Raw genomic sequence first — 22668 nt, forward strand, 5'->3', positions numbered from 1 at the left:
TGTATCGAGATCCACCGATGGGGTAGTCATGACCTGCCGAAGTTCATGCGATTCAGGTGCCGAGGTTCATGCGATTCACCTGCCGAAGTTGGCGCGATTCAGGTGCCGAAGTTCGTGCGATTTTGCAGTAGACACCCCGTCTACCGTTTCCTCAAATCTGTCTACCGTGTCTACCGTTGCCCGCCACTGCAGCCGATTCCCCATCCCCTGGGTCTCCCCATACCCCATCGCCTCTAGCTCCAAGAAATGAGCCCGAATCACCTCCACCCCCGCCTTCCGTAAACTGCGCTCATAGTTCCGCACATCCTTTGCCCGCAGCCAGCCCCGCACCCGCGACAGCTGAATCAGCTTCGTATAGACCGGCTCCAGCGCCCCATCTACCGTGTTCCCATCCGCATAGAGCAGCTTCACCTGACCAATGAACCAGCGTCCCAGCTTAATCACCGCCTGCATCTGGCCCACATCCACCGCATTATTCGGCAAACGCCCCTCCACCGCTGCATTCAGGCAATGCAGAATCAGCGCCAGCCGCCCCGTGTAGCCCTGCATCTTGGAATACACCGCCTGCAAGCCTGGGTGCGTCTCCGTCACCCGCAGCTGATCCAACTGGTCATACCAATCCGCAAATAATGCCTTAGCCTCAGGGCTCAGCCGGTAACACTGGGCCGTCAACCTCTCCAGCTGTTGGTAGAGACTATAGAGCCGCTCCGACACGTCATGGCGCACCGTCCGCCGAGGAAACGGCGCAGGCTTCAGGGGCAGCAGACACCACAAAAACCTGGCCCACTGGCCACTGGCATCCGAGCAATCCCCCATCATCTCCCGCAGAATATCGGGCTGAATCGTCCCCGTCAGGCTCAGACTGGTGCGCGGTAGGCTGATGCGCAAACCGCTGGCCCGATCCACCTTTAGCCCCGAGCCATCAAAGGCGGTCAGTAGCGACTCCTTATCGTTACCCCGACCATTGCGGTACTGGTTCTGCCCCTTAAATAAGCCCGCCAGCTCATCCGGCGTCACCAAAATGCCCCGCTCTGGTTGCTGGGACTGGATGCGGGCGATCGCCTCCCGTGTCGCATCCGAGGTGTGATACTCCCGTGGCATTGGCTTCCTCGGGCGAATGCCCCTATCCTCAGCCCTAGTCTGCTCCCAATCCCGCAGGTCAACCTCATACTCCGAGGCAGCATACTCATACTCCTGATCCGCCTCCGCCTGAAGCAGTGAAAGCGGCCCCAGAATCTGCCGCTGAATTGGGCTCTTCTTACTGCCCGAGGGTGCCACCAGCCCCGTAAATACAATCGGCGGCACCGAGAACCCCATCCCGGCATCAATCTCTAGCTCCGTACCCACCCGCAGCAATGACGCCGCCACCGGCAGCAGCGTCACCAGCATCGCCGCTGGCGTCGCCCCAATCCAGTCAGCAATTTGCTCTAGGGGTTCTGCCAGGTCGGCATGGAGATACTCCCCCAGGCACAGCTGGTAGTCGCCAATTTTGAGCAGCTGGTGAATCTCAGCTCGGCGATCGTCCCGTTCCTCAGTCTGCTCCAGCTCCGCCTGCACCAGGGTGACCAGGTTACCAATATCCCTGGCTGATATCCCCGTCTCCTGGTGCCATTGCACTACCTGCGCCGCCAGAGCCAGTTCGGTGGGGCTGGTGACTAGATAGGTGCGAATCTGGTCTTGCAAGGCCTGCACCGACAGTCGCTCGGAGCTTTGAGTAGAGCTGACCTCCAGCTGCCGTCGGTCTTGCACCGCCGCTCGAATCTGCTCCGCTGTAGCCCCGTCATGAATCCAATCTGCCACGTCCAGCCCGCCATGCTTCGGCAGGTTGTGCCAGCGCAGGCTATCCGGGTAGGGGTAGCACCACTGGGCCGAGGGAAAGTCCTGGGCGACTTCTTCCATGTGGGCAATGCCGACCTGGTCGCGATCGGGGCACAGCACCAACTGGGCCGTCTGCAAATCCTCAGCGTAATCGCCATAGCTGCGGTACTTCTTCGAGCCCCCCAGGGTAGTGGTCGAGGGAATGCCGATCGCCCACAGGGCATCGGCGCAGCCTTCTCCCTCCACCATCCAGATAGGTTGACCGATGGATATGGCATTCTGAACATCCCGGTAGCGGTAGATCGGCACCTGGGCTCTAATCTCAGGGGTCAGACCCTTGGCCCACTGCTGCCCGTTCCAGTGGTACTGCACAAAAAACTTTGCACCGTTGCCCCGATCTACCCGCATCACCTTTACCAACGGTTGCCCGGCCCGGCTGGGATAGAAGTAATCCTGCCGCTGCTGGGGGCGAACCGACTTCTCGGGAGAGGCGGTGGCTGCAAAGTATTGCCCCCACATGCCATCGGCTGTCGCGCCTCGGTAAACGTAGCCGTCTACCGCCCCATCCCGGTCTACATGGGTGTGGCAGAACACCACCTCCTCATTCCAGCGGCAGTCTTGGTCTTTAGTGCGTCCACAAATAGGACAGGGGCGCGATCGCCCTGAGTAAACATACTGTGCCATGGTTAGCTCCTGAGGTTAGGAGCCGGGCCACCATAATTAACCTGCTACCGGGCTCAGTCAATTGCCCAATCAGCTTCGTAGTCTTGGACATTGCCCATGACTTTGCTATAGTTGGAAGCACGTGTTTCAGTAGCAGGGTAATGAGTGAAGCGGTTCTGACCAACCACTTCAAGGTGTTGATTAACCCGGCTGTGAAAAATCAAAAAAAGAAACTCGACACCCTGGCTAGCAAGTAGTTGGGGTGTTTTTCAATCAAGCTTCAGATCAAGAAATGAGGGTAGAAAGCTATCAACAACTTGATTAAACTCTGACAGCTCTATTTGCTAGTTTTCCGCTTCGGCAGCTTATTTCGAGTACTGGGCTGTGATGGCTTTTTCCGATTGCTCAACAAGCTGGCCTGGTAAATTCTGATAGCTCGCTGGTGAGCAACTGGATCATGGCGGTTGTGCAGCCAGTCTTGCATCAGCTCCAGATTGTAGCGAATGCAGCGACTGTTAATGCGCACCCAATGAATGCCCTCGATCAGCACCCCCTGCAACCGATAACGCTTCAGTGTCGTATCGCTGAGCTTGAGGTATTGGGTAGCCTCCCGCTTGCTGATGAATTGGGCCATGATTTACTCTTCCTCGCTTATATCGCTGGGGCCAAATCTCATGGGGAGGCAGGCCAAGTTTGCTCGCCACCACTTGCTCGATACGGCGCGATCGCTGTCGAGTCAAGGCATGGGAGACTGCCGAGGTGCCAATATTCAGTTCTTTCGCAATGCTGGTCAGAGTCCAGCCCTGCTTGCGTAGAGCTGCTTTAATGTCTTCTACATGCATAGAATTGTCTTAGCTCCATCAATATATCGATGAAGCTAGCAACAAATAAATTGCATGTCAAGTGTTATAATTTGCATCTGCAATTAATGTAACCCTTATGACTAATCCATTACCTGATGAGGCGCAGGCGGATGCCAAGGATGTTGATCAGTTTCCAGTCCGTTTAAAGCAGGCGGTTGGAGACAAGAGCGTAAGAGGCTTTGCCAGAGACTGCGGCTTTTCTGACACTGTGCTCCGCCAATATCTTAATGGTCAAAGCGAACCCACCCGACCGGCGCTGCTCGCTATAGCCCGCACGGCCAATATCAGCGTAGAGTGGCTGGCAACTGGACAGTCTAGGACGGCTCCTCATGACTCACCTCAAGTGTTAGCTGAGAAGTACATTCAGAAGGATCCGCTGGCCTTTGAGACGGCTTGGCTACGGACAGAGTTCCCTGATTCGTTTGAGCACCTGATGCTGACCCAGGTGGCCGATGACAGTATGGAGCCAACCCTGCCGGTAGGAGCGCTGGTGCTGGTAGATACTACAGACCGAGATCTGGAGGCGGTGACCCATGGCATCTATCTACTCAAGCTGGATGACCGAATTTTGGTTAAACGCCTGCAATATGTTGCGGAGAAGACGATTCGAGTTCTGAGTGATAATGCAGCTTATGAAGCTTTCTCCCTCGTCTTGCCGAGCCAAGCCAGTGGATTAAGCCTTATGGGTAGGGTTATTTGGGTTAGCCACAAATTACATCTCGTATGACCTTTGTGAGGATTGGCATTTACTTGCTGATGCCTGTCAGGCTGGATATTATTCCTTCTAGTTCTGCCAAGCTAAGATCTTTTGCAGTGCGGTATTGGCTTCGGATTGTGTCACCTTAGGCAGACGATTCTGAACATAGTCTTCAGAGATTCCCGTTTGATTGGCAAACTCCTCCTCAATGCCATCTAGCAACTGAGGATGGTTGTAGGTGACCTGCCAGTCGCGATCCCAAAAGATGCGATCAGCCAGCTCATCAATGCAGTTTTCCCATTCCAGCGAGTCCTCACAGTCCACCTCAATGGGCAAAATGTCCTCCTCCTCCTCAAACTCAGCTTCTAAAACCTTGAGCATTCCCAAGGCGTTCAGAGTTTCCCAAATCAGTCTTCGCCAGTAAAACGGATCGTCATCCTGCTTAATACAGTCAGCGAAGGCAATTTCATCCTCCACCCGTTGGGTCAACCAGGCGAAAGGGAAATAGGCTGCCGCTTCTAGCACATTGGTGAGGGGTGGCACCAGCACCTCTGGCTTGAGTAACGCCTCCAGGCACCGATGCCACAACACCACCCGTTGCTCAAAGCTGGCGCTGTCGAAGATGCGATCTCCAGTGATAACCTCTACCTCGTCGAATTCAACCGCTTCCTGGCTGAACTCAACCGCCGCCTGGAGAATGTGCAGGTAAAACTTAGCCTCTGCCCCCTCCAGCACGCGCTTGCCAAAATTGGTGTTCCAGGCCATGACAAAGAGCGCTCCTCGACAACTACCAACCCCTAAAAGAACGTGGGCACCTCGATCTGACTAATCAGGCCAGCATAGTGCTCCAACAGAACTTTAGGATCATGGCCGGTCAGCTTGGCCACCTCAATCACCGACATCCCCTTCGCCAGCATGTGGCTAATGAACGTGTGTCGGGTGTTGTACTGGGTGCGATACAGCCCGTTTTCTTGAGTCATGCCGCACTTCTTCAAAATGCTTTGCCAGGCCCGGTTTAAGAAGTTCGTCGCATCAATCGGTTTGCCCTTGGGGCTGGGGAAGACCAGGGTATCGGGCTTGTAGTCTTCAGGGCGAATGGCTAATAACAGGTTCTGTAGGTCAACATTGCACGGGAAGAACCGAGCCCGATTCGTTTTGGTGGCTTTTCGCAGGCGAGCCGTGCCGGTGCCCTTACGCACCAGGGTTTCGTTAAACGTAATCCCGGTACAGTCGCGACGAATATGCTTCCACTGGAGGCCGATGGCCTCACTGGTTCTACAGCCCGTCATAAACAAGAACCGCACATAGTCGGTGTAGTGGGCGTAGTAGCGATCGTCGCGAAAGGTACCGATAATTTGCTTAATTTCCGCCTCGCTGAAGGGAGGTACTTTGATCGGCGGTACCGGGTGGCACATCTCCGTCAGCCCGGTAAACGGGTTTTCCCAACCTGCGTCCACCAGTTTATTCTGCTGCACCCAGTTGCCAAAGTCATTCAGGATGATTATCTGTTTCTTAATGGTGGCAGGAGAAGCACTTTGCAGCATAAACGTGACGAACTCTTGGGCCTCCCGACGGCCAAGGATCTTGCGCCCGAAATTACGCACTTTCTTGGGAATCGGGTTGTACATGCTCACGATGGTGAAGGGGCTCTCTAGCCGCTGCCCCTTATCCTCCACAAACTCATCCCAGTGCTGCTTAAAGACATTGGTATAGCTCTGAGATGTCTCAGACCCAGCTGCAACCACTGGAAGTGGATCCTCCGGCTTGTATTTTTGCAACGTGGGGTCAAAATTGCCGCTCAGCATGTCTAACTCGATCTGCTGAGCCTTTTGCGTTGCAACCCTGCGGTTGATAATGCTGTCTGGCAAGCCAACCGACAGGCAGTAGCGCTGGCTCCGGTGACTCCACCGCAACCGCAAGCGTTCGGAATAAACTTCGACTTTAACTTGTCCTTTAGCCATAGTTCGGAGTGGGGGTAAAGTACATCGCCTGCACCCTTGCCGTCATCTACGGTTATTCCAGACCCCATCAATCCGCTTTTCGTGCCCGGAGGTTTATACCAATTTCGTACCAGTTTTTACCCCCAAACTGCCCCAAAGTGACCCAACGTCAAGGCCACTTTGCCAAAAAGTAATCAACACTTTGATGGCTGAATCCCTTTCCGGGAGAGCGTTTGAGGCTGAATCTATTGAAAGCGGGTGATCGGACTCGAACCGACGACATTCAGCTTGGGAAGCTGTGAATCACTTCTTATTCAGCAAGGGTTTCAAGGCCATGAATTTAGCGTTACCCCAAACTTACCCCGATTTGGACATGGTTAAGAATTCCTACGACCTTATCTCTGGGGTGCTGACGGTCGTCTGCTGGATAGGAGCTGATCCAACGACCTTCAAGCTGCGCCACACTTGCCCACTGCTACAATTGAGGCAAGCTTGCCTAAAACCTTTCGTCCTGTCTTCTATGGATATTCGGCAACGAGCGATTTCCCTGATTGAGCATCTGCCTCAGAACAAGCTTGGAGGTCATGGTTCAGTTGTTAGAGGTCTTAGCGGAACCCGTCCATCAGGCGTCAATGCCGCCTGAGTACGATCGAGGGCCTCAACAACTCAGACGAGAGGTAGCTCAAAGAGCTCAGCACCTTGTTCGCTAGCCATATGATGATGGGGCCACCTGACCATGACTCAAGCAACGGTAACCACGGATATCTATCCCGACTCCGATGGTCAGCCCATGGCTGATAACACGAAGCAATACCGTTGGATTGTGCGGTTGGTCAGCAATCTAAGAAATCTCTTGCAGGGCCAAACAGCTTTTGTCGCAGGGGATTTGCTCTGGTATCCGGTTCAGGTGGATGCTCCCCCCGTTCCTTCCCAGGCCCCTGATGCCATGGTGGTGCTGGGGCGTCCGGATGTTGACCGTGGCAGCTACAAGCAGTGGAAAGAGGACAACATCCCGCCCCAGGTAGTTTTTGAGATTATCTCTCCCAGTAATTCAGCCACTGAGATTTCACAAAAGCAAGCGTTTTATGACCGGTATGGGGTGCTGGAAATGGTCTTCTACGACCCCGACAATTTTGAGTTTTGGGGACTGACGCGCCAGGCCCCAGATGAACGGCTAGTGCTACTAACCCGCCTCAATTTGCCCTGGACATCCCCGACCCTAGGGGTCACATTTGACATGTTTGAGGATGGACTGGCGCTGTTCTATCCCAATGGGGAGCGCTTCAAAGACCCTGAGGAGCTGTACCAGGAACGGAACCAGACCCAGCGCAAATTAGATCGGGCTATGGAAAAACTACGGGAACTGGGTATCGACCCTAGTGAGTTGGAAGAATAGGTGGGGGTTTAACATCCTATTCGATTCACAACGTCCTCACAGCTTATGAATGATGCAATCCTAGCTGAACAACTGAGCAGAACAGGCAACCTGATGGACTTGCTCAATGATGAGGATTGGGTTCGGGAGGCAGATGTCGATCGCGCCAGTGAGGAAGGGAAGGTTGAGGCTGGTCTAGGTCTACAGCCGTATGTGGAGTTACTCAAGGAGGTTTCGCCGGAAGCTCTGCAGCGGCAGCGGTGGACTGTGCGAGTGCTATCCATTTTGTTACCGGAGTTGCAGGGGTGGTTAGAGTCGTGGCAGCTCGGGCGGAGTCTAGAGGCTGTCTACATGGAGGCGCAAAAATGCTTATACGGTCACCTGAGGTATCTCACCCCCGAACAAACGGCATGGATTGAGGCGCTGTTGGCAGAGGAAGAGCAGGCGTTACCCAACGAACAGAAGGGGGTTCGGGCTGAGGCGATCGCTATACTCGCTCAGATGTTCACTACAGAAGACTGGCAGAGCGTTGGCGTAGCCGCCCCAGAGGGGCATCGCGAATGTGGCCTCTCAAACAATGGCGAAAGACATTCTACAAATGGGACAAGAAGCGGTGGTTCCTACTCTCACTATCCAGGTCTAAGCCATTAGATAGGGTTGAGAACGGTATGGTGCTTTTCTCTCCCCTCAGGCAAACACCTCCCCATGCCCCTCGGGAGTGAAGCAGTGGCTGGATGGAGCTGGATCAAACATAACGGTGTACTGAGCTGAGGGGCTCAGCCGCTGCATAGCCCTCAAATGGGCATCAGCATCATTGCGCCGTCGAAACCGCGCCACCGTGCGCCGCTGCATGTGGGGGAGGAGTTGAACAACGCACCAGGGATGGAGCAGCTGGTTGTAGGCCGTAGGAGCTTCCACCTCGTAGGCCGCATATGAAGAGTACTGCTGGCGCTCTAAACGGTGAGTCTCCTGCTCGCTGACAGCATCCATTGGGTAAGACTGCACGCTCTCTCCGGCACTGGCCGCGCTGGGCTTCAATGCCTGCTCAATCTTGCCCAACAGTTCAGAAGCTTCTCGATCTGGGGGATGCAGCGTCCAAGCGTTAATCGGGGCAGGCTGGAAGGTTAGCCGGTAGGTTTTGCTGTTTCTACAGTGAACTAGCCAAACAGCCTGCCGAGGAAGCTTTTGCAGACGGTACGAGCCCTGCCCTGGCGTTGCCAGCGCCGCCCGGATACGTTTGATATCGGCCATGATTCGGTGCCCTTGGCTCATTTGACTGTCCTCCCTGATGCTTCGATTCAGTGCAGTTGATGCCACCCTATCTGGGGGAGATTTACCAAAACAGAGCACGGTGATATTGACAATTTCGGGTTAGGTGTGATCGTCTTCCTGCTCGGTGGTGCAGAGGGCCTGCCGTAGGTCTGCCGGAATCTGGTCAAAGTTGTCGAGCAGAAAATCCATTAGGGCCAAATGGCGCAGGTCTACAGGGGTGGGGCGACGATAGCTGCGACCTTTGCGAAACCAGCCCCGCACCGTCGAAACTGATCGGGAGCAGATCGCCGCCATGTCTTCCTGGCTCACCTGCCACTTGGCGTAAAAACGCTGGGGCGTCATGCCCAATTGGCAGTAGCTGTACCGCTCGATTAGGCGCTGCTCGCGGGGAGAAAGGGGGCGAGGATTCATCGGATAGGCTCCTCATCAAGGGGTTCGAGGTCGCCTTCCCAGGCGATATCGGCTCTGACCCAGGTGGCACTGGGGGAAGCAAGATCGAGCCAGATCAGGTAGCACCACTGCCAGCGGCGGCTGTGGGGAGCGTAGCTGTAGAACTGGCCAATAACCAGGCCCCAATCGGTCGCGTTGCCATAGGGAATCCAGCAGAGGCGATCGCCGTAGTGAAAGCGGGGCGCTTCGACCTGGGGGAAGGCGGCGGGCAGGTTAGTGGTTGGTGGGAGGTGCAAGTGGCCAGGGTTAAGGGCGTACCCAAAGGCTCGATAGATGACCTGAAGCTGGCGCGATCGCTGTTTTGGAAAAGGTTGAGCCATAGGGATAGCACCTCCTGGGCGCTGGCGAAGGTCAGCCTGGCCGCTAAAAAAGCTGAGGTGGCTTGAACTAGCGAATATATCTATCTGTATTAGATTAATCTACTCTAACCTAGAGTAGATTACCCTTGAGCGCAATGCTTCACCTAGGCTTGCTCTAGAGCTAAATAGAGCGGCTATGACTACCCAAAAGCGTCAGACCAGCATTTACCTGCCAGACCCGATGAGGGAAGCTATTCAGGCGATCGCAGACAGAGAGCAGCGATCGTTTACGTTCGTGGTTGAAATGCTCTTGAGGGAGGCGTTAGAGGCAAGGGAGTCCGCTGGGAAGAATGGCTAGATAAACCCAGCAAGGACTTTTATCGATGCCTGCCATCATGATCAAGCTTGAAGAGGCTAAGCGTGCGATCGCGTTTCCTGATTTTCACAGTGACGAGTTACTTAAGATCGCCCTTACGGATCCCTGCACTATCAATGAGTTGGGACTGCCGCCCAGCCAACAAGTCACACTCAAGCAAGAATACCGTCGTCTTGCTTTTCTAGGTGACATGCTGATAGACGCTATTCTGGCGGATTTTCTCTATGGCACCAGGCGCGAATTAACTCACGAAGGTTTTGATAACTATCGGCAAAATTTAGTGAATAGACCGTTTTTGGCTAACTTTGCGATCGCCCTTGGCCTACCCGAGATTAGCTCTTCTTGGAATCGGAAAAACCAGAAACCTCCTGAAGATGAACCTGGCGTCTGGGGAGAAATGTTTGAGGCGGTCGTAGGGGTACTGTTTTTGGATGCTGACCGCGATTTTGACAAATTGGCTAAGTGGCTTTGTAACCGATTTCTTTGGGAAGCTGTTGATGACTATGAAGAAGACCCCACGCTAGTGACGGGGGACGATTATGCCGAGATACAAGGTCTACCAAGTTCTTTCGGCATTTTGTTTTCAACTAGCGATGGCAATGACTAAGCTAGGATTTTGGGTTACTTGCTATTCCAGGAGAAATTCACCGCAGCAGGCTGAGCGTCATTTTTCCTACCCCAGCCGTGAGCTTGACAGGGCAGTGTTGCAGCAGTTCGTCACCCTCTGGGGCCTATCAGTGCTTTTTGCTCTCCGGGGTATTTCCCAGTAGCTTTTCACTCGATCTGTCTAGCCTGTGCCAGAGCTACCCCCTAGGTATATCCTCTCCCAGAAGATTTCTTCCCATCAAATGTCGATCTTCGCCCTGGTAACCCAGGCACCGGAAACGATTTTCACCCCGCCGCATCATCCGTTGGCCCAAAAAAGGACGCCAACCCCTCAACTGCCAAGACAACCACCTCCTCGATCGCCTCAGGGTTCAGCGCATCCCCGATCGCAGCAGCACCGGCTTCAGTCTCAAACTCGCAGATTTTACCTCCCACGCCATAGCCCGCCTCCGCTTCCAGCACGCTGATGTGGGTAATCGGAACCAGCTGATCGACCTCGCCCGGCTCAGCGATATTCAGCGCCAGGTGGCAGCCTTCGCGAAAGGTAATTTTCTCCAGCAAGTCCTGCACTCGTTTGGGCGCACCTGAGCGCCACGCTTCTGGTTCGCTGTCCTCGGCTGGATGTGCCCCCAGTAAATGCCCCTGCCCCAGAGCCTCCACAATTCTGTGGGCAATGGCCGGGGTCTGTAAGTGGGGCGCGACCCAATAGGTCTCCAGCTCTCGCCTGAGATCCTTCCAGGGCTTGAGCTGTCGTTGGCTTAGCCCCATGTCAAAGTAGGCTGGAGCAATGCCGACGGTTGCTTGGATTTCCTGATTTTTGAACTGCAACTCCAGAACCGCCGCATCGGGCAATTCAGGATGGGAAGAAGGCAGACTGATCAGCCAGTCGTGATCTTGAAACAGGCGATCATCCATCAGGTAACTTTCAATCAAGTCTTCCCATTTCTCGATGTCCGTTTCCTGGGGTGACTTCGGGATCCAGGGCAGAAAGTCTAGATAGGTTTTCTGGTCAATCGCCTCTTGCGCCCGAGCACTGCACGATTGAATCAGGGCTTCAGACAGTTCACCCGGCTCACCGGCCTCTTCATAGAGAATGCTCTCAACCATGTCTACCAACGACAAGCCATGGAGAGCGTAGAAAAAGAGGAGCACCTGCCGCCGCCAGAAGTCGCCCCATTTTGAGAGGCCAGGCTCCACAGACTCAAGCTCCTGGGTCGTTTCAATCTCCATGACAATGAGACCTTTCATGCACTCAAACGGAATCGCCCCCGCTTCGGCAAGCAGGGCATTTTGCCCCCCAAGGGAAGACAACGGATCCATAATCGCGATAGCCGATTCACAGACTGCCGCTAGCTTTGTTTCGCTAGGTAGGGCATCAAACTGCTCGGTGGCATCGATACACTCAAACGGATCGTCAACGTCGAGGTCGCGCAGCTCGTCAAATTTCTCAAAGAATGCTGCTACAAAGTTGGCGTACATCCACCGTTCGATTTCGTTGGCATAGGGTTGCCCGTGTTTGACTGGCCACATGATGAATTCCCCCTTGGGAAGTTGATTACAGCACGTCAATGATGCAAACATGGTGAGAGCAAGTACTAAAATCTTTGTGCCTCACGGCACTTCTCCAGCGCGACTCGGAGATACTCCCTGGAGCACCAACAGCGACTCCATCACCCGTTTAACCAGAGGAGCTGCTACCGTCGAGCCGTAGGCGTTCTCGCCAGTGGGCTCATCAATGACCGCTAACACCACATAGCGGGGGGCTTCTACGGGCGCAATGCCTACAAAGCTAGTGATGCGGGCAGAACTATAACCGGTTGAGTTGTTAACTTTTTGGGCTGTGCCCGTTTTTCCAGCAACCCGGTAGCCCTCAATTTGGGCAGGTTTACCGGTTCCCTCAGCGACCACTGCTTCCATCATGGCGAGCACCTGTTGGGTGGTTTGTAGGGAGAAGACGGCTTTAGGATCGGCATGTTCGGTCTGCCACAGATAGGTACCGTCTTCTGCCACCATACCCTCGACAATGTGAGGAGTTACCAGGTTCCCACCATTGGCTAAGGTGGCCAGCAGTTGCAGCATTTTTACCGGTGTCAGCGCAAACCCTTGACCAAATGAAGTAGTGGCCGTTTCGACCTGACTGTTGATGAATTTGTCTCGGGGTTTCATTTGCCCAGAGGCTTCCGACGGCAAGTCAATCTCTGTAGGCTGCCCCAGGGTCAGGCGTTCTAGCCAGCTAAAGTAGTTGGAAGCCGCCATTTTTTGCATGATTTGCACCATGCCTACATTGCTGGAATATTTGAGGATATCGGTAATTGAAATGGGGCCTCGGGCACCGACCTCGCCGTAGTCGCTGTTTTTAATCAACCACTTACCAAACTGCATACGTCCGCTGTCGTTGATGACGTCATCAGGGGAAATCACTTGATCTTCTAGGGCGATCGCAACATTGATCGGCTTAAAAGTCGAGCCGGGTTCGTAGGTGTCGCTCACTGGCCAAGTGCGAAAGGCGCTGATGTCGGCATCGTAGTAGCGATTGGGGTCATAGGTGGGCACGCTGGCCAGGGTTAAGATTTCTCCAGTTGGGGCGTCCATAACCATTACGGTGCCTCGCTGGGCGTTGTATGCCTGAACCACCGCCTCTAGTTCTTGCTGGGCAATGCGCTGTAGGCGGCTGTCAAGCGTCAAGCGTAAGCTTGCGTTTGGGGATGACCCACGCGCTAACGACGGCACCGCTGGATCGACAGCTGGGGGCGCGGCGATCGCGAGTTGTTCGGCGTAGGCCATCTCTAACCCGGCCTGGGGTTTCCCATCGAGATTGATGAACCCTAGGATCGGGGCAAAGAGTTCCTGCTGGGGGTAAAACCGCTGCTGCTGAGGCACCAACTCTAGGCCATCGATGCGTAAGGATCGAATGCGATCGCCCTCCACCTCTGACAGTTGACCCGGAAACCGAATACCGGTGGATTGCTGGTTAAGTAAAGCCAAGAGTTCATTCTGTGGCATAGCCACCACAGAGGCCAATGCCTCGGTTACCTCGGCGACAGACTGCTTAAACAGCTTGGGATGCATGTAAAGGGTATAAGCAACCTGGTCAGTCGCCAGCACGCCACCGAAACGATCGACAATTGGGTAACGAGCTTGGCGAATCAGCGTCGGTAGTGTTCGCTGCTGTTCGGCTAGAGCGCTCAGGGTCTCCCCTTGCAGCAGCTGTAAGTAGACCAGCCGCCCGCCAATTCCGACTAAGGCCAGCACCAACAGCAGCCAGACGACAACGATGCGCCGCCACGCCACCACCTGCATTTTGGCGGCCAACAGTTGACGTTGCTGAACTAGTCTCTGGTTGCGCCGAGCAGAAGCACGATTAGGGGTGGCCATCGCTGCAAAGGGGAAAGGGCTTTTGGACATGACAGATGCTGTAGCCAGGGCACTAGCTGGCGTTTGGCTGGGCCGGGCGGAAGGGATAGTCGGCGGGAGCCGCTGCGCCACTGGCTTCACCAGCGGTACCCGCTCCCAATGCCTGCAAGGGGTTGTTGATAACGTTGAGCAGGTCAGCAATGCCGTCGTCTAAGATATCTTTGGCATCTGCTGCTATCCAGCCCTGACTAGTTAGCTGGCGGATTTCAAAGTGCAGGTTTGGGCCAGTCGCCGTGCCGGTGCTGCCCACCAGACCAATAACCTCCCCTTGCTCAACCCATTCTCCAGCCTGCACGGCCAGCTTGGACAAATGGGCATAGCGAGACTCCAAATCCCCATCATCGTGGCGCAGAATTACCGTTAGGCCATAACCACCAAGGTAATCGGCCACCGCAACCTTGCCTGAGCGGGTGGCTAAAACCGGGGTGCCAGCAGGAGACCCCAAGTCGGTGCCAGCGTGAAATCGCCAGTTTTGATGGACGGGATGCATCCGCCAGCCGAACAGCGAGGTGATTGGGGCTGGAATAGACAGGGGGAAAACATATTCCTCATTGCCGCGACGGAGGATGTTTAAGGGCCGCAGTCTTTCATTTAACTGGGCTCGGCTAACGATGGTGGTATCGCCCAAGCTAACACCGCGCGAGCTGATAGTAACAGGCCCCACTTGAATGCCATAGCCACTATCCGCAGGTGGGCTGGTAGAGTTTGGGGCGGTTGCTTGACAGGAAGACTGGGGAGGGGTTTGCGACCCTGCTACGGTGATTTGACAGCCCGTTGCTCGTTCTGCAAACACGAGATTAGGAGAAGCCCCTCCTGGAGCCGCTGTCGCCCCAAGGCTGTAATCAGTTGGGTCAATAAAGACGCTGTTATAACCAGCCGGAACAGAGTCATTAGCAGGCACTTGATTGGGTACAGTCCGTTCGGGCGGTTGAGCAGGTGCGCTAACGCTTGCACTGGGTAACGCTTCTACCGAACCCTGTATTGAAGCAGGAGCAGGAGCTTGGGGTCCGCTTTCGACTCCGGACGGACTGGCTGCGGCAGGGAGCAACGACTCTGCTGAAATGGGGGTTGATGGGTCTATCTCAGTTGTGGCCAGGGCTGGTACAACCGCCAACCCGCTGCTTAACCCACCCACAAGCAGGACAACACGCCCTAGCTCTACCAGCCGCCTAGAGTAGCTGTACCCCAAGAACGGGTTAAATTCCCTTTTGCTACTGTCAGTCGCCATAGTTCAACGTTCCGTAGTGCAGCAATGTGGTTATCGGCGGAGTTTGTGGAAAGTGCAGTCTGTTTAGCTTGGGCAGGCTACGACGATTGGAGTTTTTGCAGCAGCTCGTCAACAATCTGGGCGTCTTCACCGTTTTCTTGCTCCAGGAGTAACGTCTTTGCCCGTTGCAGCGCCGCGATCGCTTCTGCCCGGCGGCCCCGCGCCTCTAGCGCAACGCCTAGATGGTAGTAACCAGGGGCGTGGTCGGGGGCCATCTCGAGCACCTCGCGATGGGCGACGATGGTCATCAGTACCTCTTGCTGCTCGAAGTAGAGATCGGCGATCGCATCGTGGGCAATCACCGAGTCGGGCTGAAGCCGGGCTGCCTGCTGATAGCTTTCTAGGGCGGCGTCTAGATTCCCCTGCTGCCAGAGCAGGTAGCCAATCTGCATGCGAATATCGGCGTTGCGGGGCTCTTCTGCCGCTGCCGCTCTAAACGCAGTTAGCGCCGAGGCCATATTCCCTGCTTTGAGGTGGGCAATGCCCAGGTTCAGCTGAATTCGGCTGGCCTGGGGGGCCAGGATAGCGGCTCGTTCTAAGGCGGCGATCGCCGCATCGGTATTGCCTTGCTGGAGCAAAATCAGGCCGATAGATTCGGCGGCTTGTAGGTTGTTGGGGTCTTGCTGCAAAAGCTTGGTGTAGATCGCCAGAGCCTCTTCAAAGGCTGCGGTTTGAAACAGCGCCGCGCCTAGCCCCAGTTGAGCCGCCTGGTTATCGGGCTGCAATCGTAGGATTTGCCGGTAGGCATTGCCTGCCGCTTCATACTCCCCCAGGTTGCTATGGGCATGGGCCAAACCAAAGTAAACAGCCAGATTGTTAGGCTCTAGCCCAATAGCGGTTTGAAAAGCGGCGATCGCCGCTTGAAAATTGCCCTGGCGAGCCTGAAGGTAGCCAATGGCCGAGAAGATTTTGGCATTGTCCTCAGCTAGACCAGCCGCGTGCTGGTAACGAGCGAGCGCCTCAGCCAGATCACCGGCTTCGACTAGCTCTGCCCCCGACTCTAGCAAGTCGGCCAGTTCATCGCGCTGGGCCTGCTCGCTCAACGCCTGGCCGGGGCTGTGAGCACCCGCCGGAGTGGCCACTATTAGCAGCCCTCCCATCGCCATACCCGCCAGGCCCAATAGTTTACCTGTACCTCTCAAGGGATTCTCCTTCGCGCTAAATTGAATTTTGAAATGTGGTGGGGCCGGTATAGCCCGAGAGCTGGGCAAGTTCCTCTAGGGTTTGTGTCCCCGACAGGCGCTCACCATTGATTTCCCAGGTGGGATAGCCGGTAATGCCAGCTTCCTGACACTCGGGGGTTTGCTCTTGCCCCTCGGGGGTAGCGCACTCTACGTAGGGCATAACCTGGCTGGCTTCTTGGCCAAACAGCTGCTTTTGGTCGTGGCAGTGGGGGCACCACCAGGCTCCGTAGAAAATAGCACCAGTGTCGGCCAGGTGCTGAGCCAAAGCCATTTCAGCCGGGCCAGATTGGGTGGTGATGGCAGGCCCCAGCTGATCGCCCGAGCCCTCGGCAACTGGGTTGTTGACATTGGCATAGACGCCCAGGGTGCCCACCACCACCAGAAATGCTGTAATGCTGCCAATAAAGAAGGGTTGAGATAGATCAGACCAATTTTGGCCGATGAGGGCAAGCAAAAACAGGCTGGTAGAGAGGAGCGCTGAGCCGATGCAATAAAGACAGGCCGCCTGGATTTCTGCGGTAAGCAGATACATGAGGTAGCCGCTAAAGACCATCATGGCGGTGCCGCCGATCAGCAGCAGGGGTTGGGTCAATCGGGTGAGTTTATCCCTGAGGTCTTTTTGCCCAGACCCATTGACCAGCAGGGGGGCGATCGCCATCACTGCCATACCCACGTAAGCCAAAAATCCAAACAGGGCCAGCGGCTGGCCAAACACCGTGGCATAGGGGCTAGAGAGCACGATGTCACAGCCCTTGGTAGGGCAGGCCGTGGCGCTACCCGTGAGCTTGTTGATCGTTAAGTAAGCGGTGACGACAGCGCCAACCGCCGCTAACCCCGCCATCAGAGGGCGGGCATAGCGATGAATCCAGGGAGTTGATTGTTTACGCGGCATGACTACACATCAATAAAAAACGTCAAAAAACCCAGAACTACGAGGACTAGACCTGTTGAGGTATGGCCACTGAGATTCCAGGTAGGGATTGCGGCAGACAACGATTTTGCCCGCTGCCAGCTCCAGTTCACGACCAACACCATGCCCAGTACCGTAACAACGGGGTACACCCCGGAGACCAGGGCAATGCCTTGCCATCCGAGCGCCCCTGCGGATAGGTAAAATGCACCAATTTCGAGGCACGGTGAGAAAAACATCGCGCTGGCAATGGCTACGACCGCTGCTACCTTACTGCGGCCAGAGGGGCTAACTGTGGCTACAACAGGGTGAGATTCGTCCGGAGAGCAGCATGGGACGCAGCGTTGACGCAGCGGTTTACTCAGGTAAACCAAGCCCAACCCAATCAGCACCGCCGGAGCGACCAGGTGCGTCACGATGTCGTAGTAGTCGGCAAACTGGTAGCCCAATAGCCCTACGGCCACCCCAATTAGGAGAGTGCTAACGGTGTGGGCCGAGCCGGTTAGGGCTGTAATCCATAGGGTTTCTTGCCGCGACCATCCTTCGGCCTTGCCCAACGCTACGAACGGTAGCCAGTGGCTGGGAATTAGCGGATGAATCAGGCTCAGGGCTAAGGTGCCCAGCACGATTTGAAGGGAGGCAGACATAACTAGAAATGGGTCTCGGTCAGGACATGAACTAGGGTGACATCCTGTGACGAATTGCTCAGATGAGGGTTTTGCCCCCACCTGAAAGCTAAGATTAGAGTATAAATACTCAGCACATAAGGAGGATGCCATGACACGGATTTCTATGGTTAGTGCAGTTGTCGCCGCTACGATCGCGATTTCTATGCAAGCTGTTGCATGGGGGCAGGGTAATCCTGCTGCGGTTAACTCCTCAGACATCGCTGATACTGTGATAGTCAACCACCACAACGGCACTCACGGCGGCCACCACCACGGCGGGTGCTGGTAACGGGGGGACGCTGCAATTCTCCGGAGAATGCTCATCTCAACCCGTTATCGAGGGTTCCGAATAATTCGACCCGCATTTAAGATGGCGAGCAGGGCAACGCCTACATCGGCAAACACGGCCTCCCAAAGGGTGGCCAAGCCGATCGCCCCCAGGGCAATAAAGAGGGCTTTGACGGCCATGGCAAGACTGATGTTCTGCCAAACAATGCGCCGGGTTTTGTGGGCGATTTGAACGGCTTCGGCCACCTTTGAGGGCGCATCGGTCATAATCACCACGTCGGCGGTTTCGATCGCCGCATCGGAGCCCAGCCCGCCCATGGCAATGCCCACATCGGCCCGAGCAATCACTGGGGCATCATTAATGCCGTCACCGACAAAAGCGACTTTTCCCTTGACTTGCTTGGCTTGATGGAGAAACGCCTCCAATGCCTCTACTTTGTCTTCCGGCAGCAGCTCGGCTCGATACTCGTCGAGGCCGAGCTTTTTGGCGATGCTGTCGGCCACTGACTGACTATCGCCAGTGAGCATGGCAGTGGCAATGCCCTGGGCATGGAGCGCCCGGATAGCTTCGACAGCATCCTCTTTCAGCTCATCGGCGATGATGATGCGGCCACTATATTCGCCATCCACGGCCAGGTGGGCCACGGTGCCGTCTACCACACAGACATCGTGGGGAATGGCTTCGCGGTGCAGGAGCCGATCATTGCCCGCCAGCACCACCCGACCGTTCACCGTGGCACGAATGCCGTGACCCGCAATTTCTTCGTAGTCTTGCACGCCGGAGGTATCGACGGTCTGTCCGTAGGCTTGACGAATCGACTGCGCCACCGGATGGTTAGACTGCGACTCGACCTGGACCGCTAACTCCAGTAGTTGGTGCTTCTTCAGGCCGTTGTGAGTCACCACATCCGTTACGCGAAAGTTGCCCTGGGTGAGGGTGCCGGTTTTGTCGAACACAACCGTTTTTACCTGGGCCAGGGTGTCTAAATAGGTGGAGCCTTTGACCAAAATGCCGCGTTTGGCGGCACCGCCCACCCCGCCAAAGTAGCCGAGGGGAATGCTGATCACTAACCCGCAGGGGCAGGAGATCACCAGCAGCACCAGGGCGCGATAGACCCACTGGGCCTGGGTAGCCCCCTCAATGAACAAGGGCGGCAAAATCGCCACCGCCAGAGATAGAAACACCACTACAGGGGTGTAATACCGCGCAAAGCGGGTGATGAATTTTTCAGTGTCGGCTTTTTTGCTGCTGGCGTTTTCGACCAGTTCCAAAATTCTGGCGATCGACGACTCACCAAAGGGTTTGGTCACCCGTACCGTGAGCAGCCCCGACTGGTTGATCATCCCGGCCAGCAAAGTTTCACCGGGGGCAACGGTGCGAGGCACCGATTCGCCCGTTAAAGCGGAGGTATCAACTAGGGATTTGCCCTCCAGAATGTCGCCATCCAGGGGCACTTTTTCGCCGGGGCGCACCACAATCACATCCCCAACCCGCACGGTCTCGGGGGCAACGGTACGGATGTCGCCGTCAACACTGAGGTTAGCGGTGTCAGGCCGCACCTCTAGCAGGGCTTTGATCGAGCGGCGCGATCGCCCCACCGAGTAGCCCTGAAATAGTTCTCCCACCTGGAAGAACAGCATCACGGCAACGGCTTCGGGAATTTCATGGATGGCGATCGCCCCCAGAGTTGCGATCGTCATCAGAAAGTTTTCGTCAAAGACGCGCCCCCGCAAAATGTTGCGCCCCGCCGTGGTCAGCACAGTCCAGCCGCTGATTAGATAAGCCGGAATCAGCACCGCGTATTCAGCGATGGCGAAGGAGGTGTTGTGCAGCGCCTCGTTGAAAATTAGCCCGATGAGGAAGAGAATGGTGGCGATCGCGATCGGCGTCAACTCTTGCCGCAGGCTGAAGTCACTTGAATCTTGGCTGTGGCCGTGGTCAGACCCACAGCAGTCGTCATGGGCGTTTACCGCAGCTTTAGGGGTGGGGCCGGGGCTGTCGCAACAAGCCTGGGAGTGAGAGTCTGCCATAGCGGCACCTTTGAAAAGCTATTGAACATCTGAAAGACTATTCAGATGGTACAGTAAGTATCGTACGCTGTCATGCTCTTTGCAAAAGGCTAGTCTTAGAGGTAAGGCACCCGTCGTTCCCGGCAGGGATGGAAACATCTGACGTAGACCCACCAGCCGTTAGGATTAACTGGCGAGTGTCTCCCACAAAATTTTCTGTACGCCCCGATGAGTTCTATTGAGTCAACGGTTACAGACCAGTACAACCAGATCGCCAATGTCTACGATCGGCGCTGGAAGCGATATGTCACGAATACGCTGAACTTTTTCAAGGCATGGGCTGAGATTGCCCCGACGGCAGCAGTATTAGATATTGCCTGTGGCACAGGTGAGCTAGAGCGTTTGCTTTTACAAAACAACCCAACTCAAATCATCACTGGCATCGACATCTCTGAGCAAATGTTGGTTCAAGCCCAGCAAAAACTCGAACGCTATCCAAACATTACCTTTAAAGAGGCATCAGCATCGGATTTACCGTTTCCAGCTCAGTCGTTCGATGTTGTAGTTTCTGCCAATGCCTTTCACTATTTTTCAGATCCACAGGCTGCTTTAGCTGAGATGAAGCGCGTGCTCAAGCCAGAAGGAAAGCTAGTAATTTTAGACTGGTGTAGAGACTTTTGGTTTTGCAGACTGTGTGATTGGGTACTGCAAAGAATTGACCCGGCCCATCAGCAATGCTATAGCGAGGCTGAACTGCACACTCTCTTAGAAAATGCCGAATTTTGTATATCGCGTGCTCAACGAGTGCGATTTGATGTAATTTGGGGCCTGATGGCAGTAGCGGCTCTGAGCGCTTCCCCAGTACAAGAACTTTAGTCTGCCTCGAAAACCAAGGCATCGAGAGACAAACTGTCGAGGATCTGAGACACCGACTCAACTTGATGCATAATTGGGCGATAAATAGGCCGTTGACTGTGCCTGTGCAGAGGAGATATGTCGTGACAGCATTGAGCAAACTGGGTCATCTCTGGCGTCGTGCGAGGTTTTTACGGATAGCGTTTTGCCTCGGCCTGGGGCTCTTTCTGACCCTGCACTGGCCTGGTTCATCGGCTCCTGCCTTCGCCCAAGACACGGTTGCGTTTTGGCGGCAGGCGTCCTTCCCCGTCGAAAATTTTCAGGCTTACACCTCCGCATTTGGCTATAGAACTTCTCCCACTGGCGGCGGGGAATCTCAGTTTCACTACGGGCTAGACCTGGCCGCACCCCAGGGCAGCTTTGTGCGCAACTGGTGGAACGGCAAGGTGATCGAAGTCTCTGACCACACCACCTGTGGCACCTCTGCCGTCATTCGGTCGGGCCAGTGGGAGCATCGCTATTGTCATATGAGCGGTCGGGTCGAAGTCTCAAATGGCAAGCGCTATTTGGTTGATCCAGACGGGGGCATTCGCTATGAGCAGGGGCAAGACTTGTCCACTGGGGCACGACTGGGCCGCGTCGGCATGACGGGGCGCACCACCGGCCCACACCTCCATTGGATGCTGAAATACGACGGCAATTGGGTTGACCCTGGGTTGGTGCTAAGGGCCATGTATGACGCTCAGCAAGCGGGTTAAACGGGCACCTTTGGCATGATTCAACTGCATAAGCTGGTTCACTATCCTGCCCCGGTGAGGATTTTCTGCTTTCTGCTACTGCTAGCGCTAGTTTGGGTGCCCATCGCCCTACCTCTCTACGCGTGGCTGGGCACTGATGGCTCCCTGAGCGTTATTCCCTTAGTTTTGCTCTACGTCTTGTTTATGGTATGGCTGGTACCGTGGGGTCGCCGCGTGCATGGCCAAGCTCAACCGCTGCGCACCCACGGTCTAGGGGCATCGGCCCGCTATGGGCGAGAGCTGGCAATTGGGGTAGTTGTGGGCCTGGTGAGCCTGGGGCTGCTATTTACCCTAGAGGGCGGGTTGGGTTGGCTGACCTGGCAACCGGCACCGCCCACCCTAGGGCGAATTGCCCTGGAGGGGTTGCTGGTGGGCCTGGGTGTTGGCCTGGCCGAAGAGCTGCTCTTTCGTGGCTGGCTGCTGGATGAACTGCGCTACGACTGGGGCTTTACTCCGGCACTGTGGGCCAGCGGCACGATCTATGCGGCGCTGCACTTTATCAAACCCTGGGAGGCCATTGTGAAAGAGCTGCCTAGCTTTCCGGGCCTACTGCTGCTGGGGCTGACCCTGGGCTGGGCACGCCAGCGCACTGCCGGACGCCTGGGGCTGGCCATTGGGCTGCATGGGGGGCTGGTGGCGGGCTATTACCTGATCGATGTGGGCGATTTAGCGATCTACACCGGGCGAGTGCCGGAATGGGTGACGGGTCTGAACCAAAACCCGCTAGCCGGAGCAATGGGAGTTCTGTTTCTTGCCCTGATTAGCGCTGGTATTCGGTACATTCCAAGCGCTTCCCGATGAGGCTTTCGCTATTGTGCTCTTACCGCCCGTGGGCCTGGGCTCTGCCGATTGTAGAGCAGGATAAAATCCGCTGGGGTTTGGGCTTGCCCGAATGAACGGCTGCAAAACTGCCTAC

General features: G+C 55.5%; 24 protein-coding genes and 1 tRNA gene. 9 read left to right on the forward strand and 16 right to left on the reverse strand.

Features of this window, described 5'->3' with window-relative positions:
- Nucleotides 1-75: 75 nt before the first annotated feature.
- The 3 genes from ACQ4N7_RS11685 to ACQ4N7_RS11695 form a co-directional block, all read right to left on the reverse strand.
- Nucleotides 76-2502: a DUF3987 domain-containing protein gene (locus ACQ4N7_RS11685; RefSeq protein ID WP_430711776.1), complete on the reverse strand. Its 2427-nt coding sequence runs from the start codon at nucleotides 2500-2502 to the stop codon at nucleotides 76-78.
- Nucleotides 2503-2818: 316 nt separating this feature from the next.
- Complete coding sequence (locus tag ACQ4N7_RS11690; RefSeq protein ID WP_106866661.1) at nucleotides 2819-3115, reverse strand: hypothetical protein; 297 nt, start codon at nucleotides 3113-3115, stop codon at nucleotides 2819-2821.
- The gene (locus ACQ4N7_RS11695; RefSeq protein ID WP_106866662.1) at nucleotides 2997-3323 is read right to left on the reverse strand and encodes a helix-turn-helix domain-containing protein; all 327 of its coding nucleotides are present in this window, start codon (nucleotides 3321-3323) and stop codon (nucleotides 2997-2999) included. Before ACQ4N7_RS11695 ends, ACQ4N7_RS11690 begins: the two co-directional genes overlap by 119 nt.
- 97 nt (nucleotides 3324-3420) lie before the next feature.
- Between ACQ4N7_RS11695 and ACQ4N7_RS11700 the strand changes: the two genes are divergently transcribed.
- The gene (locus ACQ4N7_RS11700; protein ID WP_106866663.1) at nucleotides 3421-4071 is read left to right on the forward strand and encodes an XRE family transcriptional regulator; all 651 of its coding nucleotides are present in this window, start codon (nucleotides 3421-3423) and stop codon (nucleotides 4069-4071) included.
- A gap of 57 nt (nucleotides 4072-4128) precedes the next feature.
- On the opposite strand, the gene ACQ4N7_RS11705 is transcribed toward ACQ4N7_RS11700, so the two are convergent.
- The 3 genes from ACQ4N7_RS11705 to ACQ4N7_RS11715 all read right to left on the reverse strand — a co-directional run bounded on the left by ACQ4N7_RS11705 (nucleotide 4129) and on the right by ACQ4N7_RS11715 (nucleotide 6348).
- Nucleotides 4129-4806, reverse strand: a complete 678-nt coding sequence (locus ACQ4N7_RS11705) for a hypothetical protein (protein WP_106866664.1) — start codon at nucleotides 4804-4806, stop codon at nucleotides 4129-4131.
- Nucleotides 4807-4838: 32 nt separating this feature from the next.
- Nucleotides 4839-6002, reverse strand: coding sequence for a tyrosine-type recombinase/integrase (locus tag ACQ4N7_RS11710; RefSeq protein ID WP_106866665.1), 1164 nt, complete (start codon nucleotides 6000-6002; stop codon nucleotides 4839-4841).
- Nucleotides 6003-6233: 231 nt separating this feature from the next.
- A tRNA-Ser gene (locus tag ACQ4N7_RS11715) sits at nucleotides 6234-6348 on the reverse strand.
- Between the two features lie 369 nt (nucleotides 6349-6717).
- Here ACQ4N7_RS11715 and ACQ4N7_RS11720 point away from each other — a divergent pair.
- Together ACQ4N7_RS11720 and ACQ4N7_RS11725 are read left to right on the forward strand one after the other, a co-directional pair.
- Entirely contained in the window at nucleotides 6718-7377 is a 660-nt protein-coding gene (locus ACQ4N7_RS11720; RefSeq protein ID WP_035985503.1) for a Uma2 family endonuclease, read from the forward strand.
- A 45-nt stretch (nucleotides 7378-7422) separates the two neighbouring features.
- Nucleotides 7423-8007 (forward strand): hypothetical protein, encoded by a 585-nt coding sequence (locus ACQ4N7_RS11725; protein ID WP_035985504.1) that lies wholly within the window; start codon nucleotides 7423-7425, stop codon nucleotides 8005-8007.
- A gap of 36 nt (nucleotides 8008-8043) precedes the next feature.
- On the opposite strand, the gene ACQ4N7_RS11730 is transcribed toward ACQ4N7_RS11725, so the two are convergent.
- The 3 genes from ACQ4N7_RS11730 to ACQ4N7_RS11740 all read right to left on the reverse strand — a co-directional run bounded on the left by ACQ4N7_RS11730 (nucleotide 8044) and on the right by ACQ4N7_RS11740 (nucleotide 9398).
- Complete coding sequence (locus tag ACQ4N7_RS11730) at nucleotides 8044-8628, reverse strand: hypothetical protein (protein WP_035985506.1); 585 nt, start codon at nucleotides 8626-8628, stop codon at nucleotides 8044-8046.
- Between the two features lie 99 nt (nucleotides 8629-8727).
- On the reverse strand, nucleotides 8728-9039 hold the full coding sequence (locus ACQ4N7_RS11735; protein ID WP_035985507.1) for a hypothetical protein: 312 nt from the start codon (nucleotides 9037-9039) through the stop codon (nucleotides 8728-8730).
- Nucleotides 9036-9398 carry a hypothetical protein gene (locus ACQ4N7_RS11740; RefSeq protein ID WP_225885242.1) on the reverse strand — a complete coding sequence of 121 codons (363 nt, stop codon included), beginning with the start codon at nucleotides 9396-9398 and terminating at the stop codon, nucleotides 9036-9038. The genes ACQ4N7_RS11735 and ACQ4N7_RS11740 overlap by 4 nt, the downstream gene beginning before the upstream one ends.
- 175 nt (nucleotides 9399-9573) lie before the next feature.
- On the opposite strand from ACQ4N7_RS11740, the gene ACQ4N7_RS11745 reads away from it, so the two are divergent.
- Nucleotides 9574-9735, forward strand: coding sequence for a toxin-antitoxin system HicB family antitoxin (locus ACQ4N7_RS11745; protein ID WP_106920408.1), 162 nt, complete (start codon nucleotides 9574-9576; stop codon nucleotides 9733-9735).
- A gap of 25 nt (nucleotides 9736-9760) precedes the next feature.
- On the forward strand, nucleotides 9761-10360 hold the full coding sequence (locus tag ACQ4N7_RS11750; protein WP_035985508.1) for a ribonuclease III domain-containing protein: 600 nt from the start codon (nucleotides 9761-9763) through the stop codon (nucleotides 10358-10360).
- A gap of 284 nt (nucleotides 10361-10644) precedes the next feature.
- Here ACQ4N7_RS11750 and ACQ4N7_RS11755 read toward each other — a convergent pair whose 3' ends face one another.
- The 6 genes from ACQ4N7_RS11755 to ACQ4N7_RS11780 all read right to left on the reverse strand — a co-directional run bounded on the left by ACQ4N7_RS11755 (nucleotide 10645) and on the right by ACQ4N7_RS11780 (nucleotide 17781).
- A complete protein-coding gene (locus ACQ4N7_RS11755; protein ID WP_035985509.1) occupies nucleotides 10645-11889 on the reverse strand; it encodes a hypothetical protein in 1245 nt (414 codons plus the stop codon).
- Between the two features lie 81 nt (nucleotides 11890-11970).
- Entirely contained in the window at nucleotides 11971-13734 is a 1764-nt protein-coding gene (locus ACQ4N7_RS11760; protein ID WP_035985510.1) for a peptidoglycan D,D-transpeptidase FtsI family protein, read from the reverse strand.
- 52 nt (nucleotides 13735-13786) lie between these two features.
- Complete coding sequence (locus ACQ4N7_RS11765) at nucleotides 13787-14401, reverse strand: M23 family metallopeptidase (RefSeq protein WP_430711777.1); 615 nt, start codon at nucleotides 14399-14401, stop codon at nucleotides 13787-13789.
- Nucleotides 14402-15078: 677 nt separating this feature from the next.
- Nucleotides 15079-16182: a tetratricopeptide repeat protein gene (locus ACQ4N7_RS11770; protein ID WP_146150513.1), complete on the reverse strand. Its 1104-nt coding sequence runs from the start codon at nucleotides 16180-16182 to the stop codon at nucleotides 15079-15081.
- A gap of 16 nt (nucleotides 16183-16198) precedes the next feature.
- Nucleotides 16199-17116 (reverse strand): vitamin K epoxide reductase family protein, encoded by a 918-nt coding sequence (locus ACQ4N7_RS11775; RefSeq protein ID WP_035985512.1) that lies wholly within the window; start codon nucleotides 17114-17116, stop codon nucleotides 16199-16201.
- A gap of 2 nt (nucleotides 17117-17118) precedes the next feature.
- Nucleotides 17119-17781: a hypothetical protein gene (locus tag ACQ4N7_RS11780; protein WP_035985513.1), complete on the reverse strand. Its 663-nt coding sequence runs from the start codon at nucleotides 17779-17781 to the stop codon at nucleotides 17119-17121.
- 130 nt (nucleotides 17782-17911) lie between these two features.
- On the opposite strand from ACQ4N7_RS11780, the gene ACQ4N7_RS11785 reads away from it, so the two are divergent.
- Nucleotides 17912-18091: a hypothetical protein gene (locus ACQ4N7_RS11785; RefSeq protein WP_430711778.1), complete on the forward strand. Its 180-nt coding sequence runs from the start codon at nucleotides 17912-17914 to the stop codon at nucleotides 18089-18091.
- Between the two features lie 44 nt (nucleotides 18092-18135).
- Here ACQ4N7_RS11785 and ACQ4N7_RS11790 read toward each other — a convergent pair whose 3' ends face one another.
- Nucleotides 18136-20121: a heavy metal translocating P-type ATPase gene (locus ACQ4N7_RS11790; RefSeq protein WP_035985515.1), complete on the reverse strand. Its 1986-nt coding sequence runs from the start codon at nucleotides 20119-20121 to the stop codon at nucleotides 18136-18138.
- Nucleotides 20122-20328: 207 nt separating this feature from the next.
- Between ACQ4N7_RS11790 and ACQ4N7_RS11795 the strand changes: the two genes are divergently transcribed.
- The 3 genes from ACQ4N7_RS11795 to ACQ4N7_RS11805 all read left to right on the forward strand — a co-directional run bounded on the left by ACQ4N7_RS11795 (nucleotide 20329) and on the right by ACQ4N7_RS11805 (nucleotide 22553).
- On the forward strand, nucleotides 20329-20976 hold the full coding sequence (locus ACQ4N7_RS11795; RefSeq protein WP_035985516.1) for a class I SAM-dependent methyltransferase: 648 nt from the start codon (nucleotides 20329-20331) through the stop codon (nucleotides 20974-20976).
- A gap of 131 nt (nucleotides 20977-21107) precedes the next feature.
- A complete protein-coding gene (locus tag ACQ4N7_RS11800; protein WP_035989010.1) occupies nucleotides 21108-21713 on the forward strand; it encodes a M23 family metallopeptidase in 606 nt (201 codons plus the stop codon).
- Between the two features lie 15 nt (nucleotides 21714-21728).
- Nucleotides 21729-22553, forward strand: coding sequence for a CPBP family intramembrane glutamic endopeptidase (locus tag ACQ4N7_RS11805; protein ID WP_035985517.1), 825 nt, complete (start codon nucleotides 21729-21731; stop codon nucleotides 22551-22553).
- The last annotated feature ends 115 nt before the right edge of the window (nucleotides 22554-22668 follow it).

The sequence above is a fragment of the Nodosilinea sp. AN01ver1 genome, from assembly GCF_050565655.1.
Taxonomy (GTDB): domain Bacteria; phylum Cyanobacteriota; class Cyanobacteriia; order Phormidesmidales; family Phormidesmidaceae; genus Nodosilinea.